The organism is Ruminococcus sp. RTP21198st1_G1_RTP21198_201120, from assembly GCF_040924265.1.
GTDB classification, from domain to species: Bacteria; Bacillota; Clostridia; order Oscillospirales; family Ruminococcaceae; genus Hominimerdicola; species Hominimerdicola aceti.
This window is the reverse complement of sequence record NZ_JBCOMH010000012.1, coordinates 80,242-93,612: the sequence shown is the minus strand read 5'-3', so window position 1 is coordinate 93,612 and position 13,371 is coordinate 80,242. Positions and strand designations below refer to the sequence as shown.

Annotated in this window: 15 protein-coding genes and 2 riboswitches; of the genes, 3 read left to right on the top strand and 12 right to left on the bottom strand. The window is 41.5% G+C overall.

All coding sequences use genetic code 11. From position 1 onward, the window contains the following. Positions 1-4 precede the first annotated feature (4 nt). On the bottom strand, positions 5-778 hold the full coding sequence (gene hisA, locus AB5627_RS09285; RefSeq protein ID WP_022286898.1) for a phosphoribosylformimino-5-aminoimidazole carboxamide ribotide isomerase: 774 nt from the start codon (positions 776-778) through the stop codon (positions 5-7). 9 nt (positions 779-787) lie between these two features. Continuing rightward, positions 788-1,777 (bottom strand): transglutaminase domain-containing protein, encoded by a 990-nt coding sequence (locus AB5627_RS09280; protein WP_022286897.1) that lies wholly within the window; start codon positions 1,775-1,777, stop codon positions 788-790. A gap of 235 nt (positions 1,778-2,012) precedes the next feature. Here AB5627_RS09280 and AB5627_RS09275 point away from each other — a divergent pair, with 235 nt between their 5' ends. Together AB5627_RS09275 and AB5627_RS09270 are read left to right on the top strand one after the other, a co-directional pair. Beyond that, positions 2,013-3,953 (top strand): aconitate hydratase, encoded by a 1,941-nt coding sequence (locus tag AB5627_RS09275; RefSeq protein ID WP_022286896.1) that lies wholly within the window; start codon positions 2,013-2,015, stop codon positions 3,951-3,953. Between the two features lie 208 nt (positions 3,954-4,161). Then, a complete protein-coding gene (locus tag AB5627_RS09270) occupies positions 4,162-5,373 on the top strand; it encodes an NADP-dependent isocitrate dehydrogenase (protein WP_022286895.1) in 1,212 nt (403 codons plus the stop codon). Between the two features lie 54 nt (positions 5,374-5,427). Here AB5627_RS09270 and AB5627_RS09265 read toward each other — a convergent pair whose 3' ends face one another. Together AB5627_RS09265 and AB5627_RS09260 are read right to left on the bottom strand one after the other, a co-directional pair. Continuing rightward, the gene (locus tag AB5627_RS09265) at positions 5,428-5,994 is read right to left on the bottom strand and encodes a chromate transporter (protein WP_022286894.1); all 567 of its coding nucleotides are present in this window, start codon (positions 5,992-5,994) and stop codon (positions 5,428-5,430) included. Beyond that, complete coding sequence (locus tag AB5627_RS09260; RefSeq protein WP_022286893.1) at positions 5,991-6,575, bottom strand: chromate transporter; 585 nt, start codon at positions 6,573-6,575, stop codon at positions 5,991-5,993. The genes AB5627_RS09265 and AB5627_RS09260 overlap by 4 nt, the downstream gene beginning before the upstream one ends. Positions 6,576-6,741: 166 nt before the next feature. Beyond that, positions 6,742-6,840: riboswitch (SAM riboswitch) on the top strand. A gap of 87 nt (positions 6,841-6,927) precedes the next feature. Between AB5627_RS09260 and metK the strand changes: the two genes are divergently transcribed. Next, a complete protein-coding gene (gene metK, locus AB5627_RS09255; RefSeq protein ID WP_022286892.1) occupies positions 6,928-8,100 on the top strand; it encodes a methionine adenosyltransferase in 1,173 nt (390 codons plus the stop codon). A 67-nt stretch (positions 8,101-8,167) separates the two neighbouring features. Here metK and AB5627_RS09250 read toward each other — a convergent pair whose 3' ends face one another. The 8 genes from AB5627_RS09250 to rpsU all read right to left on the bottom strand — a co-directional run bounded on the left by AB5627_RS09250 (position 8,168) and on the right by rpsU (position 13,359). Further along, complete coding sequence (locus AB5627_RS09250; RefSeq protein ID WP_022286891.1) at positions 8,168-8,791, bottom strand: ECF transporter S component; 624 nt, start codon at positions 8,789-8,791, stop codon at positions 8,168-8,170. Positions 8,792-8,888: 97 nt separating this feature from the next. Further along, positions 8,889-9,021: riboswitch (FMN riboswitch) on the bottom strand. 30 nt (positions 9,022-9,051) lie between these two features. After that, positions 9,052-9,495, bottom strand: a complete 444-nt coding sequence (locus AB5627_RS09245) for a CD1247 N-terminal domain-containing protein (RefSeq protein ID WP_022286890.1) — start codon at positions 9,493-9,495, stop codon at positions 9,052-9,054. Between the two features lie 39 nt (positions 9,496-9,534). Continuing rightward, positions 9,535-10,092, bottom strand: coding sequence for an elongation factor P (gene efp / locus AB5627_RS09240; protein WP_022286889.1), 558 nt, complete (start codon positions 10,090-10,092; stop codon positions 9,535-9,537). Between the two features lie 138 nt (positions 10,093-10,230). Beyond that, positions 10,231-11,295 carry an aminopeptidase P family protein gene (locus tag AB5627_RS09235; protein WP_022286888.1) on the bottom strand — a complete coding sequence of 355 codons (1,065 nt, stop codon included), beginning with the start codon at positions 11,293-11,295 and terminating at the stop codon, positions 10,231-10,233. Next, a complete protein-coding gene (aroQ, locus tag AB5627_RS09230) occupies positions 11,288-11,746 on the bottom strand; it encodes a type II 3-dehydroquinate dehydratase (protein WP_022286887.1) in 459 nt (152 codons plus the stop codon). The genes AB5627_RS09235 and aroQ overlap by 8 nt, the downstream gene beginning before the upstream one ends. Positions 11,747-11,764: 18 nt before the next feature. Further along, a complete protein-coding gene (locus tag AB5627_RS09225; protein ID WP_022286886.1) occupies positions 11,765-12,619 on the bottom strand; it encodes a TIM barrel protein in 855 nt (284 codons plus the stop codon). 24 nt (positions 12,620-12,643) lie between these two features. Next, positions 12,644-13,123: a YqeG family HAD IIIA-type phosphatase gene (locus tag AB5627_RS09220; protein WP_022286885.1), complete on the bottom strand. Its 480-nt coding sequence runs from the start codon at positions 13,121-13,123 to the stop codon at positions 12,644-12,646. Between the two features lie 62 nt (positions 13,124-13,185). Continuing rightward, positions 13,186-13,359: a 30S ribosomal protein S21 gene (gene rpsU, locus AB5627_RS09215; RefSeq protein ID WP_002847085.1), complete on the bottom strand. Its 174-nt coding sequence runs from the start codon at positions 13,357-13,359 to the stop codon at positions 13,186-13,188. Positions 13,360-13,371: the final 12 nt, after the last annotated feature.

The window sequence follows — 13,371 nt, the reverse complement described above, 5'->3', positions numbered from 1 at the left end:
AGGACTATTTGCCGTAGGCAGCGACTTTTTCAAAGCTAATATTGCCACCGAATATATCCAGTGCTGAGCCTATGGTGAAATCTATCTTTCCCCTGCCGAGTTCTTTTAGCGTATCGAGGTCATCAAATGAGGAAATGCCGCCTGCATAGGTCGATGGAATGGTGCAGTATTCTCCCATTATCTTTGCTATCTGCGGCTCAATTCCCTTCGCTTTGCCCTCTGTGTCAACAGCATGGATAAGAAATTCATCGCAGTATTCTGAGAACATTTCTAGGGTCTGGCTGTTCATTTCAATATCGGTGAATTTCTGCCAGCGGTCTGTCACAACGTAATACTTCCCGTCCCTTTTGCGGCAGGAAAGATCTAGCACAAGTCTGCTTTTGCCAACGGACTTCACCAGTTTGTTCAGATTATCGAAATTAACAACACCGTTTTTGAAAACAAAGCTCGTTACGATAACATGGCTTGCGCCCTTGTCAAGAAATTGTGCGGCGTTTTCGTCATTTATTCCGCCGCCTATCTGCAATCCGCCCTCAAATGCGGATAATGCACTGTAGGCTTGTTCGAGGTCTGCGTTGTAAAATTCGCTGCCGACAGGGTTTAATATAATAATATGTCCCCCCGTCAGTCCGTATGACTTATAAAGTTTGCCATAATAAGCGCCGTCATATTCTGAAACGAAGTTATCCACAGCATAATTGTTTTTGTCAGAAAGGCTTCCGCCCACTATCTGTTTTACATTACCATTATGGATATCTATGCAAGGTCTGAATTTCATTGCTCTCTCCTATCTGAATTTTCTCATGTATATCACCAAAACTATATCATTTCCGTTTTGGACACGTTGACAATATACTTGATGATCTGTATGCTTTTCGCAGAAGCTGTCAAAAACTTTGCTAAGCCCTTTGATATTTTCCTCATTGAAGTTCGTGTCTATCTGGTCAGTTTCACTGAATTGAAAATCGCTCATATCTGACGTTACCGCCACGCTGTCCTGCATATTATCCAAAGCCTTTTCCATAAGGCTCTCTATCTCATTTACTGAGTTTATATGCGTAATTGTCTGCGTAATATAGCTGAACTTTGTACTATCTGTATCAGGAAGCTCTGTATCGTCCCAGACGTGTTTTGTTTTCATGTATTCTTCTGAGACGTTAAAATACTTGTGCCTTACTGGTCTATCCGTAAAGTCAGGGATAGGGTCGTCCCAGCAGACGTCAACATAATACCAACTACCGCCTATCTGAACTATGTTCCATGAATGATCGTCGCCCTCAAAATCTGTGGCGTATATGGTCTTGCAGGGTATTTCCAGCATATCCATAAAAAGCTGAAATGTTGTGGAATAGCCTGAACATATTGCTTTTCCGTTTATAAGACAGCCATATGGATTATCAGAGTTTGGCAGGCCAATACCAAGCGCATTGAGATGTGCTTCGTCATAGCTTGCACACTGCACTATAAAGTCATGTATGGCAAGCTCTTTTTCATAATCGCTCATGTCAGGTGTGATAAGTTTTTCAATGGCTGAAACGGCTTTGTTGTATATTTCAAGCTGTTTATCATCAAGATTTGCTGTATTGCCTGAGAGATAAGCCTGAGATATAGGCGTGCTGTCATAGTATTTATCATTGACGCTTTCGCTGTCAGCACTTGATGATGTAGTCACGGCAGAGGAATTATCCACAACTGTTGTGGGCTTTTGTGACTCTGTACAGCCTGTAAGACATAGTATCACTGCTGATAATAATATCAAAACAGTTTTTGCTTTCATGCTTTTCACCGCCTTGTTTTCTCTGATAACACAACTATTATATAATATACGCTTTGCCGTGTCAAGTAAGGATATCGTAAGAAATGAAAATTTATACAGTAAATTGACGTATACCATGCAAAAACATGCACTAAAACGCTATAAAATCAAGCAAATGTTTATATTTACCTTGACAAAAATCGCAATTTGTTATAAAATATTAATATCAGTTATTTTTGAAAGGATTGTTGTTACAATGGGACTTACTTTAACAGAAAAAATACTTAAAGCACATCTTGTTGACGGCGAATTTGTTAAGGGTCAGGAGATCGGTATCCGTATCGACCAGACGCTTACTCAGGACGCAACAGGTACAATGGCTTATCTTGAATATGAGGCAATGGGCGTTCCTCGTGTCAGAACGGAAAAGTCTGTAGCTTATATCGACCACAACACGCTTCAGTCAGGCTTTGAGAATGCCGATGACCACAGATTTATCGGTTCTGTCTGCAAGAAGCACGGCATTTATTTTTCACGTCCCGGAAACGGTATCTGTCATCAGGTACATCTTGAGCGTTTCGGTATACCAGGTAAGACCCTTATAGGTTCTGACAGCCACACTCCAACAGGCGGTGGTATCGGAATGATCGCTATAGGTGCAGGTGGACTTGATGTTGCAGTTGCAATGGGTGGTGGTGCTTATTACATCACATATCCTAAGATAGTAAAGGTAAATCTCACAGGCAAGCTTTCTCCATGGGTATCAGCTAAGGACGTTATCCTTGAAGTTCTCAGAAGAATGTCTGTAAAGGGCGGCGTAGGCAAAGTTATAGAATACTGCGGCGAGGGCGTAAAAACACTTACAGTCCCTGAGAGAGCAACTATCACAAATATGGGTGCTGAGCTTGGTGCAACTACATCTATCTTCCCTTCTGACGAAACAACACTTGCATTTCTGAAGGCTCAGGACAGAGCTGACGTATGGAGCGAGCTAAAGGCTGATGATGACGCTGTTTATGACGAACAGATAGATATCGATCTTTCACAGCTCGTACCACTGGCTGCCTGTCCTCATTCTCCTGACAACGTTAAGAGCGTAAATGAGATCGGAAAGCTTAAGATAGATCAGGTTTGTATCGGCTCATGCACAAACTCTTCTTATGTTGACATGATGAAAGTTGCTCACATTCTTAAGGGCAAGACAGTTGACCCTAGCGTTTCACTTGCAATCGCTCCAGGCTCAAAGCAGGTACTTAACATGATCGCTGAGAACGGCGCACTTGCTGATATGATAGCAGCAGGCGCAAGAATACTTGAATCCGCTTGCGGCCCATGTATCGGTATGGGTCAGTCACCTAACTCAAAGGGTGTTTCACTTAGAACATTCAACAGAAACTTCGAGGGACGTTCAGGTACAAAGGACGGTCAGATCTATCTGGTATCACCTGAAATGGCTGCTGTTTCAGCTCTCACAGGCTACCTCACTGACCCAAGAACACTTGGAGATATGCCTGAGTTCAAGCTTCCTGAACATTTCAAGATAAACGACAATATGGTTGTTCCGCCAGCTGACGAGGCTGATATGGACAGCGTTGAGGTTCTTAGAGGACCAAATATCAAGCCTTTCCCACAGACTTCACCGCTTGATGACAGCATTGATTGTCAGGTATCACTTAAGGTGGGCGACAATATCACAACCGACCACATCATGCCGGCAGGTGCGAAGATACTTCCACTGCGTTCAAATATCCCTGCTATTTCACAGCACTGCTTTACAGTATGTGATGAGGACTTCCCAAGACGTGCAAAGAACATGGGCAAGTCAATAATCGTTGGCGGCTCAAACTACGGTCAGGGCTCATCAAGAGAACACGCAGCACTTGCTCCTCTCTATCTTGGCATAAAGGCTGTTCTTGTTAAGAGCTTTGCAAGAATACACAGAGCTAATCTTATCAACGCAGGTATCCTTCCGCTCACATTTGTAAATGAAGCTGACTATGACAAGATAAATCAGGGCGATGAGATCGTTCTTGCTGACGTTCGTGCAGATGTTGAGGCTGATATGTCTAAGCTTACTGTTGTGAATAAGACAACAGGTGTTGAGATACCAGTTCTCTGCGAGCTTACAGGCAGAACAAAGGATATCATTCTCGCGGGCGGTCTGCTTGACTACACAAGAGAACAGCTCTCAAAATAATAAAGTCTGATATGTAGGTCCCTATGGGATTTTCTCGAAACTTTTCGGCACAAAGGACAGCACTCTCAAAGGTGCTTGCATATGTATGATAGATATTGACAGCGACAGCTATGAGCTTATCATTGCAAGTCTTGACGTTTACAAAAAGATATCTGCGATAGCTAAAAACAACGGATATTCCATTATTACTTTATAGGAGGTCTTACCAATGGCAAAAATTCAGATGAAAACACCGCTCGTTGAAATGGACGGCGACGAAATGACCAGAATTATCTGGCAGGATATAAAGGATATTCTTCTTACTCCATATATTGACCTTAAAACAGAATACTATGACCTTGGTCTTGTTCATAGAAATGAGACCGACGATCAGGTAACTGTTGACTCTGCAAACGCTACAAAGAAATACGGCGTTGCTGTTAAGTGCGCAACTATCACACCTAACGCTGCGAGAATGCCTGAATACAACCTCAAGGAAATGTGGAAATCCCCTAACGGCACTATCAGAGCTATCCTTGACGGAACAGTTTTCAGAACTCCTATCCTTGTTAAGGGTATCACTCCATACATTCCTACATGGACAAAGCCTATCACTATCGCTCGTCACGCATACGGCGACGTTTATAAGAACGTTGAAATGAAATGCCCTGCTGGCTCAAAGGCAGAGCTTGTTTGCACTGACAAGGACGGCAAGGAAACTAGAGAAACAATTTACAACTTTGAGTGCGACGGAATCATTCAGGGTCAGCACAACAAGTCAACTTCTATCGCTTCATTTGCAAGAGCTTGCTTTAATTTTGCACTTGATAAGAAGCAGGATGTTTGGTTTGCTACAAAGGATACTATTTCAAAGAAGTATGACCACACATTCAAGGATATCTTCCAGGAGATATACGACAACGAGTACAAGGCTAAGTTTGAAGCGGCTGGTATTGAGTATTTCTACACTCTTATCGACGACGCTGTTGCGAGAGTTATTCGCTCAAACGGCGGTTATATCTGGGCCTGCAAGAACTATGACGGTGACGTAATGTCTGACATGGTAGCTACAGCATATGGCTCACTGGCTATGATGACTTCTGTTCTTGTTTCACCTGACGGCATTTATGAGTACGAAGCTGCTCACGGCACTGTTCAGAGACACTATTACAAGCACCTCAAGGGCGAAGAAACTTCTACAAACTCAGTTGCCACACTGTTCGCATGGACAGGCGCTCTGAGAAAAAGAGGCGAGCTTGATGACCTGCCTGAACTTATGAACTTTGCTGATTGTCTTGAAAAGGCAACTATCGAAACTATTGAAGACGGTGTTATGACAGGTGATCTTTATCTGCTTTCTACACTTGAAAATAAGAAGAAAGTAAATACAGTGGACTTCCTTAAGGCTGTTGACGAGAGACTTAAAAAGCTTCTGGGTTAATTTTCATATCACAAATATTAAAAGCTGTAGCACTTTGCGGTGTTACAGCTTTTTTTAATAGAATATTATGCCGAGAAAGGCGGAGCTTACGATAATTGTGATCGGTGAAAGCTTGAATTTCTTCAGTTTCAAAAGAAGCACATCTGCCAAGGCTATGAGCAGGAATATTATCAACGCTTTATAGTCAAAAGCAGGCTTTGAATTTATGGTGGTGATATTTAGCAGTGAAGATAAAGCCATTGTAATGCCAGTGGCGAGTATCATTGCAACAACGCAAGGACGAATGCCTGAAAGCATTGCTTTTACCCCTGAGTATTTAAGCAAATCCTTCATGATCGAAGCTATGATGAATATTATCACGAACGAAGGCAACACAACGCCAAGAGTGGCTATCAATCCGCCTATGAAGCCTGCCTGCGATGAGCCTACAAAGGTCGCCATGTTCACGGCAAGTGGTCCAGGGGTGGACTCAGATACGGCAATAAAGTTCACAAATTCGTCCTCACTGAGCCAGCCAAAGGTAAGAACTTTTTCACGGATAATGGATATCATTCCATATCCTCCGCCGAATGACACTGCGCCTATTTCAAGAAAAATGAGAAAAAGTTTGAGATATATCATTTTATTGTACTTCTCTTTCTGAGGGTTTTAATCAGATACACGGCAATGCCCACAGCACCACTTATGATAATATAAAATACTGATGAAAACTTCACAGAAAAAAGTGTGAAAAGTATCATCATTATGAAAACTCCAAGCATTATAATTTTGTCAAGCAATGTGTTATCAAGTGCTTTCAACATTCTTAGTCCTGCAGTAAGTATAAGATATATTACACCCACCTGAATGCCACGGAATCCAGCGTAGACTACTTTTAAAGACAGAAATTTGTCAAAGAAAAGTGATATTATGTAGATTATAAAAAACGACGGTATGCACACACCGACAGTTGCCGCAATAGCACCCCGCACACCGTCTATTTTGTAGCCGATATATGTAGCACTGTTTACAGCAGTTGGTCCGGGGGTGGACTCTGATATAGCTGTCATATCGAGAAATTCTTTTTTATCAAGCCAATTTTTGCGCACACAAAATTCTGTTTCAAGCAAGGCTATCATTGCATATCCTCCGCCAAAGGTAAAAACGCCTATCTTAAGAAAGGTCAGAAACAATGTTCTTATATTTGAATTGTCATTTTTCAAAAAAACTCACCTCTTTTTATATTATAACGAACTTGTCCTAGTAAGTCAATGCTTTTATTAGCATTTGCTGATTTATTACGAAACATTAAAATAATCTATAATTATGTGTAAAACAGTTGACAATAGTCGATATATGGTGTATAATATACTTTGTTAAAATTAAATAGCCTTATCAAGAGTGGTGGAGGAAACAGGTCCTGTGAAGCCCAGCAACCTAGCGTTAGTTAAGGTGCTAAATCCTGCGGTTATTTCCGAAAGATGAGGAAATTGAGTAATTTCAAGCGTTTCGGAATGAAGCGCTTTTTTTGTGGCTGTTTTTAGATTAACAAATATTCAGAAAAGAGGTATTTTTATGTCAAAGTATTTATTTACATCTGAGTCGGTTACTGAGGGACATCCTGACAAAATATGCGATCAGATCTCTGACGCTATACTTGACGCTCTGCTGGAGCAGGATCCTATGTCAAGAGTTGCCTGCGAAACGGTCACTACAACAGGTGTAGTAATGTGCATGGGCGAGATAACAACAAAGGCTATAATCGACATACCACAGATCGTTAGAGATACAGTTGTCGGTATAGGCTATGACAGAGCCAAGTATGGTTTTGACGGACACACCTGTTCAGTTCTCACAACTATAGACAAGCAGTCGCCTGATATTGCAATGGGTGTTGACAACGCTCTCGAAGGCAGAGCTGAAAACGCATTCGATACAGGTGCAGGCGATCAGGGTATCATGTTCGGTTTTGCTTGCGACGAAACACCTGAACTTATGCCAATGCCTATATCACTTGCTCACAAGCTTGCTCTTAAACTTACAGAAGTTAGAAAGAACGGCACTTTGCCATATCTCAGACCGGACGGAAAAACTCAGGTAACAGTTGAATATGATGATGGCAAGCCAACAAGAGTTGACGCTGTTGTAGTTTCTTCACAGCATGATGACGCTGTAACACTGGAGCAGATAAGAGAAGATATTATCGAGAACGTTATAAAGACAGTTATCCCTGCTGAACTTCTTGATGAGAACACTACTTATTTTGTAAACCCAACAGGAAGATTTGTAGTCGGCGGCCCTCAGGGCGACAGTGGTCTGACAGGAAGAAAGATAATCGTTGACACATACGGTGGATATGCTCGTCACGGTGGTGGTGCTTTCTCTGGAAAAGATCCTACAAAGGTTGACAGAAGCGCAACATATGCTGCAAGATACGTTGCAAAGAATATCGTTGCAGCAGGTCTTGCCAAGAAGTGCGAGGTTGAGCTTGCGTACGCTATCGGTGTTGCTCACCCTGTTTCAATCATGGTCGACACATACGGCACAGGAAAGGTTTCTGATGAAAAGATAGAGGCAGCTGTAGAAAAGGTATTTGACCTTCGCCCTGCTGCAATAATCAAGAGCCTTGACCTTAGAAAGCCACAGTACAAGCAGCTTGCAGCTTATGGTCATATGGGTCGTGAGGATCTTAATGTAGCTTGGGAAAAGACAGACAAGATCAATGATCTTCTTGAAGCAGTTAAATAATAAATATCAAAGCCTTGACAGGAATGTGCCTGCCAAGGCTTTTTTTGTGTTCAGCATTAATTTTGTTTTAGTCTTTGCCTTTAAGAATAGGCGACAAAGGCTTATAAATAAGAATTGTGACCAATGCACAAATAATACCCTTCACAAAAGTAAAAGGCAGATTGAAAATACACAGTGCAGAGAAAATATTCTTTACACTACCCATTATCTGCTGGTACATACCGAGTATAGCAGCTTCTCCGCCGAATGCTTTAAAGTATATAGGATAAACGATAAAATAATTCAACGGCAAGCTTATTACTGTGAAAACCAAAGTGCCAATGATACAGCTTATGATAGCATTCTTTCTGGTTTTTTTCTTGTGGTATATAACAGAAGCCGTCAGCACAAAAGCTGCGCTTGTTACAAAGTCGAAGATGTTGCCGATACCCATTGTTGTGCCTAGTCCCTTTATAATCAACTGGATAACGTTCTTGATAAGGCAAACGATCACGCCTGCAATAGGTCCCATTGAGAAACCTGCCAGCAGGGATATAACGTTTGAAAGGTCAAGCTTGATAAATCCTGGCATAAGTGGCACAGGGAAATCAAGGTAATATATCACAGTAGCTATGGCGCTGAGCATTGCCACCGTTACCATTTTTCTTGTTGTAAAAGTTTTATTTCTTGGCATAGTGTTATCACTTGTCATTTTAATTCCTCCAAATAATAAAATTATCGGGAGAAACAGCAGCAAAAGCAAAAGCACCCTGAAAATAAAATCAGGGTGCAATTTATGCGTTATTGATCTGTCGTTTCTTCCATCCGGACTTTACCGTCGGTTTCGGATTTTCACCGAATCAGCGCATTTCTGCGGTCGAGGACTTACGAATACTATTCGATCACCTCCGGTGTGGAATTTCACCACCCCTGAAACACATTATTAAATTTTGCTGAACACTTTTTATGAGATCAATCCTCGTTGTCCTCGTCCTCAATTTCTGAGAAATCAAACTCAAGGCTCTCTCCACAGTTTGGACAGTCAATAGAACCGTCAGCGATAATGTTCTCGCCGAGCATTATTGTGTCACCGCAGTTAGGGCATACACACTCATACATAGCGTTATCATCATCATCGTCATCATCACAACAACAATCATCGTCGCAACAACAATCGTCGTCATCGTCATCATCATCACCGTAAATAAGCTCTTCTATCTCGCCGAGATCCTCGTCAAGAGTATCTACAAGCTCAACTGTTTCGTCAACTTCTTCGGCAATATCTTCAACTGTAGCAGACATCTCATCAAGAATATCAGCCATAATTGTCAATATCTTTCCTTCGTTTGTGGAATCGTCAATCTTAAGACCTTCCATAAGTCCCTTTAAATATGCAACCTTCTTTGACAGCTCCATAATATTCCCTCCGTTTCTAAAAACCGTAAAGGCTAAAACTTATGCTCTTTCCATGTACTCACATGTACGAGTATCGATTCTTATTCTGTCGCCTGTGTTGATGAACAGAGGAACTCTGATCTCAGCACCAGTTTCAACTGTTGCAGGCTTTGTAGCATTTGTAGCTGTATCGCCCTTGATACCAGGCTCTGTCTCTGTTACTTCAAGATCAACAAAGTATGGAGGCTCTACGCCGAATACTGTACCCTTGTAAGAAAGGATCTTACATACCATGTTTTCCTTTACGAACTTAAAGTTATCTGAAAGCTCAGCCTTGTTTACTGGAACAAGCTCATAGCTCTCTGGATCCATGAAATAATAAAGATCGCCGTCATTGTAAGAATACTCCATATCCTTTCTCTCAACATATGCTGTTGGGAATTTAGCTGTTGGATTGTATGTCTTTTCAACAACAGAACCTGAAATTACATTTCTAACCTTTGCTCTGACGAACGCTGCACCCTTACCAGGTTTAACGTGCTGAAACTCAACGATCTGCATTACGTTGCCGTCCTCTTCAAAAGTCACGCCGTTTCTGAAATCACCAGCAGTTACCATTATTTAGTACCTCCATAAACATTCTTAATTAATGTGTACACAGTTCAAAATGTCCGCATACCTCTATATTTATTTTACCATATTTATTTGTTTATTGCAATAGCTTTTGAAAACTTTTTTACCAAAAATCAAAAAAAGTTACAAGCAAATAAGCTCTTTAGGGGCTTTTGTCATATTGATACATCCGTTTTCTGTAACAACAACAAAATCTTCTATTCTCACACCAAACTTGCCCTCAAGATAAATACCTGGCTCTACTGTTACGATCGAATTTTCAGGCAATATATCTTCCCTGCTAGGCGAAGCATAAGGGCTTTCGTGTATCTCAACGCCAACTCCATGACCAAGAGAATGTCCGAAATTATCGCCGTAGCCTGCATCAGTTATGATATCTCTAGCTATCTTGTCAAGCTCTTTTCCTGACATACCTGCCTTTACTGCGTCAAGAGCTGAAAGCTGTGCATTAAGGACAGTTTCGTATACAGACTTCATCTTGTCACTAGGTTTGCCTACGCATACAGTTCTAGTCATATCGCTGTGCCAGCCATCATAAGTTGCTCCGAAATCCATAAGCACGAACTCACCGCTCTCAACTTTTTTGTCAGATGGTACACCATGTGGAAGCGAAGTATTAGAGCCTGAAAGTGCAATAGTGTCAAAAGACAGAGCTTCAGCACCATTTTTAAGCATATAATAGTCAAGCTCCAGCTGAATTTCTTTTTCAGTTCTGCCGACCTTGATAAAGTCAAGCATATGTGCAAAACCCTTTTCAGCGATACGCTGTGCTTTGATTATCTTGTCTATCTGCTCTTGGGATTTAACTGTTCTGATCTCTCTTATTATTTCCGCAAGCTTTGTGTCTGCGATGACCTCAGCATTAAGCTTTTGCTGATATGCGATAAGCTCGGAAAGTGTGCAGGTATCGGCATTAACAGAAACTGTTTTTGCACCATGCTTTTCAATAAGGCTGTTTATCTGCTCATAGAGCTTGTCCTGCAAAATGACCTCGCAAGCTGTGACAGTTTTCTTTGCCTTTTCAATATATCTGAAATCTATGATAAAATACGCTTTTTCCGGAAAAACCACTAGAGTTCCTGCACTTGATTTCATTGCGGTGAAATATCTTCTGTTCACATCGTCAGTGATAACAGCACAATCTGCCGCTTCTGTTACTCGTGAACAAAGTTTTTCAAGATCAGTCATTGTCTGCACCGCTTTCATTTTTCCATTTGTAATACAAAGCGTCAACAGCCATGTAGTATGAATACTTTCCGAACCCGCTTATCTGACCCACGCATACAGGTGCGATAACAGAAGTGTGTCTGAATTCGTCACGGGAGTGTATATTGCTCAGATGTACCTCAACGACAGGAATCTTTATTGCGGCGATGGCGTCTCTGATAGCATAGCTATAGTGTGTATAAGCGCCTGCGTTAAGTATAACGCCGTCATAATTTTTTCTAGCAAGGTGAAGCTTGTCGATTATTTCACCCTCATGGTTTGACTGATAAACGTCGCAGTGAAACTCATATTTCATTGCATGCTCGATTATCTCGTTGTTTATGCTCTCGAATGTATCTGTACCGTAAACTCCAGGCTCACGCTCGCCCAGAAGATTAAGGTTAGGACCATGTATAACAAGTATTTTTTTCATATCAATACTCTCCTATCTTTATTTCACCGACAAATAAAAATTCTTCATTGTCAGTGCGTCTTTGTCCTGAGTGCCTGCACTTTCACAGACGAATATAGGTGAAAGATCTTTCTTTGCGACTATCTCCATAAGCGGCTCATAGTCAGGTCCAAAGCCTTGATTATCGTCAAAAGTCAGGTGCTTTTTCTCACCTCCTGGATTTGTAAACATTATCTTAGAAAAATGGCTGTGGAATATTTTCAGCCTGTCGTGACCGATAGCATTTTCCACTTCATCAAGCATTTTCTCATACTCTGCCTTACCTTTTATATAGCCGAACTCTCTTGCGTTGAGATGTCCGAAATCTATTGTCGGCAGGAACGTATCATCAAGCTTGCAAAGCTCCAACACTTCTGTTAAGTTACCAAGCTGATTTACCTTGCCCATAGTTTCAGGGCAAAAAACGATATGCTCAAAGCCCTGCTCAACGGCTGCTTTTCTAGCCCTTGTGAGAGTATCTTTAGCAAGTTCCAAAGCGTCCTCTCTGCTTATTTTCGCACAGCTTCCTGAATGGATAACTATTCTATCAGCACCCATTCTGCTTGCAGCGTCACAGGATTGCAGAATATAATTTATGCTGTTGTCACGCTTTTCAGCTTCAAGGCTTGAAAGCGAAATAAAATACGGCGCATGGAGCGAAAGCGTGATATTATGCTCTTTAGCCTTATCTTTCAAGGCAAAAGCTATTTTATCGGAGACCTTAACTCCCCTGCCACACTGATATTCATAGTGGTCAAGCCCCATTGCTTCGAGATATCCCGGAGCTTGAAGTGTTGTTTTATATTTAATGGAAAAAGCCTCGCTGTTTCCCGCAGGTCCGAATTTTGCCGACATTAGTATCATTCCTTTCGTTTTATGCTATTTGAGCTTTGGTAAAAACGGCTTTTCACAAGCTCTTTTAAATCGAAATGGCAAGCTCGTTTCAGGCTTTATTGGGAACACGAATATTGAGCGTATACCTTTCAGATTTGAGCCAAGCACGTCAGTGAATATCTGATCACCCACAGCCGCAACATTTTTCTTATTAAGACCCAGCTTAGCTATAGCTTTGGTATATCCAAAGGTCAGCGGTTTTTTGCCTTCAGGTACAAAGTCAAGCTCCAACTGCTCTGCAAAAGGCTTTACCCTTGGAGCATGATTGTTTGAAACGATCATAAGCTTTATCCCTGCCGCTTTCATCTTAGCAAGCCAATCAAGACTCGACTGCGGGGGAACGGGATTGTTATGTGTTGTCAGCGTATTATCAAGATCGAGGAGCAGCCCCTTGATATGCTTTTTAGCAAGAAAATCGGGGGTTATCTCTCCTACCTTGTCAAAAACATAAGTTGGTTTGAACATAAAAAAACTCCTGTAGTATAAAATAAAAAGCGGACATAAAAATGCCCGCCTTTAATTACATATTAGTATTTACGCTTACGAGCAGCTTCGGACTTCTTCTTACGCTTTACCGAAGGCTTTTCGTAGTGTTCTCTTTTACGAACCTCTGCGATAACGCCGTCTCTTGCACATGATCTCTTGAAACGCTTAAGTGCTGTATCCAAAGTTTCGTTCTTTCCAACACGGATTTCTGCCAAAATTATTCCCTC

Coding starts and splice junctions, on each gene's coding strand:
- hisA (WP_022286898.1), bottom strand. CDS start 778: ATGAAATTCAGACCTTGCATAGATATCCATAATGGTAATGTAAAACAG.
- AB5627_RS09280 (WP_022286897.1), bottom strand. CDS start 1,777: ATGAAAGCAAAAACTGTTTTGATATTATTATCAGCAGTGATACTATGT.
- AB5627_RS09275 (WP_022286896.1), top strand. CDS start 2,013: ATGGGACTTACTTTAACAGAAAAAATACTTAAAGCACATCTTGTTGAC.
- AB5627_RS09270 (WP_022286895.1), top strand. CDS start 4,162: ATGGCAAAAATTCAGATGAAAACACCGCTCGTTGAAATGGACGGCGAC.
- AB5627_RS09265 (WP_022286894.1), bottom strand. CDS start 5,994: ATGATATATCTCAAACTTTTTCTCATTTTTCTTGAAATAGGCGCAGTG.
- metK (WP_022286892.1), top strand. CDS start 6,928: ATGTCAAAGTATTTATTTACATCTGAGTCGGTTACTGAGGGACATCCT.
- AB5627_RS09250 (WP_022286891.1), bottom strand. CDS start 8,791: ATGACAAGTGATAACACTATGCCAAGAAATAAAACTTTTACAACAAGA.
- AB5627_RS09245 (WP_022286890.1), bottom strand. CDS start 9,495: ATGGAGCTGTCAAAGAAGGTTGCATATTTAAAGGGACTTATGGAAGGT.
- efp (WP_022286889.1), bottom strand. CDS start 10,092: ATGGTAACTGCTGGTGATTTCAGAAACGGCGTGACTTTTGAAGAGGAC.
- AB5627_RS09235 (WP_022286888.1), bottom strand. CDS start 11,295: ATGACTGATCTTGAAAAACTTTGTTCACGAGTAACAGAAGCGGCAGAT.
- aroQ (WP_022286887.1), bottom strand. CDS start 11,746: ATGAAAAAAATACTTGTTATACATGGTCCTAACCTTAATCTTCTGGGC.
- AB5627_RS09225 (WP_022286886.1), bottom strand. CDS start 12,619: ATGTCGGCAAAATTCGGACCTGCGGGAAACAGCGAGGCTTTTTCCATT.
- AB5627_RS09220 (WP_022286885.1), bottom strand. CDS start 13,123: ATGTTCAAACCAACTTATGTTTTTGACAAGGTAGGAGAGATAACCCCC.